Source organism: Bartonella sp. AP57NXGY, from assembly GCF_042195805.1.
Lineage (GTDB): Bacteria > Pseudomonadota > Alphaproteobacteria > Rhizobiales > Rhizobiaceae > Bartonella.
The window spans coordinates 1-760 of the sequence record NZ_JBHIOZ010000486.1 but is presented as its reverse complement, the minus strand read 5'-3'; the positions used below and the strand labels follow the sequence as shown (position 1 = coordinate 760).

Here is a 760-nt window from a genome sequence, read left to right as displayed (position 1 = left end):
ATAAAAAACTATCGTGGGCTGCTTGATTTTAAAGAACATGACCTCTAGGTGTGAAGAAAGATGGGCTAAGTCTTTCTAAAAATGCCCTACTTGCTCTAAAGGTGAAATATGTGGGATTGGGCTGTTATGCCGAGCTTGCCACAAATCATGCTTTTGTTGCAATTTAAGCCAGAATTCCGCATCATTTAAACCCGCTTTTTCTAACCGTAAAGCTAAGTTAATACTAATCGCCGCATGGCAGTTTAAGACGCGGGATAAAGTTAAACGTGCAACGCCAAGACGATTTGCAGCTTCTGTTACTGTTAACCCTAATTCATCAAGCAATTCTTCTTTCAAAATGCCGCCAGGGTGTGGAGGATTGTACATCATAATAACACCTCAAAACTCAATGGTAATCTTGATAATCAACCAGTTCAACGTCTGTCCCAATGAAACGAAAAGTAACACGCCAATTTCCATTGACACGCATTGACCAGTAACCTTTTAAATCGCCCGTAAGCGCATGTAGACGATACGATTTAAGAGTAACTTGTTCAGGCGCGGATATTGTATCTAAAATTACTAAAATGTTTGCTAATTTTTTAGCATGCGCGGGTTGTATGCCTTTGCAGACTCCTCTTTCAAAGAATAATTTCAACCCTTTATGCTTAAAACTAACGATTGCCATATATACCCTCTTGATACTTGATACTATACACCATGCATTTATGTCAATTGATTATTTATCAAAGAGCATATTAAACATAATTTTATATGTTAA

2 protein-coding genes are annotated in these 760 nt (G+C 37.5%); both read right to left on the bottom strand.

The window, feature by feature from the left end:
• Positions 1-75: 75 nt before the first annotated feature.
• Entirely contained in the window at positions 76-369 is a 294-nt protein-coding gene (locus ACFIL8_RS11630) for a HigA family addiction module antitoxin (protein ID WP_375613679.1), read from the bottom strand.
• Between the two features lie 16 nt (positions 370-385).
• Positions 386-667, bottom strand: a complete 282-nt coding sequence (locus ACFIL8_RS11625; protein ID WP_252619286.1) for a type II toxin-antitoxin system RelE/ParE family toxin — start codon at positions 665-667, stop codon at positions 386-388.
• Positions 668-760: the final 93 nt, after the last annotated feature.

Excerpts from the sequence above, each read along its gene's own strand:
- ACFIL8_RS11630 (WP_375613679.1), bottom strand. The coding sequence starts at position 369 with ATGATGTACAATCCTCCACACCCTGGCGGCATTTTGAAAGAAGAATTG.
- ACFIL8_RS11625 (WP_252619286.1), bottom strand. The coding sequence starts at position 667 with ATGGCAATCGTTAGTTTTAAGCATAAAGGGTTGAAATTATTCTTTGAA.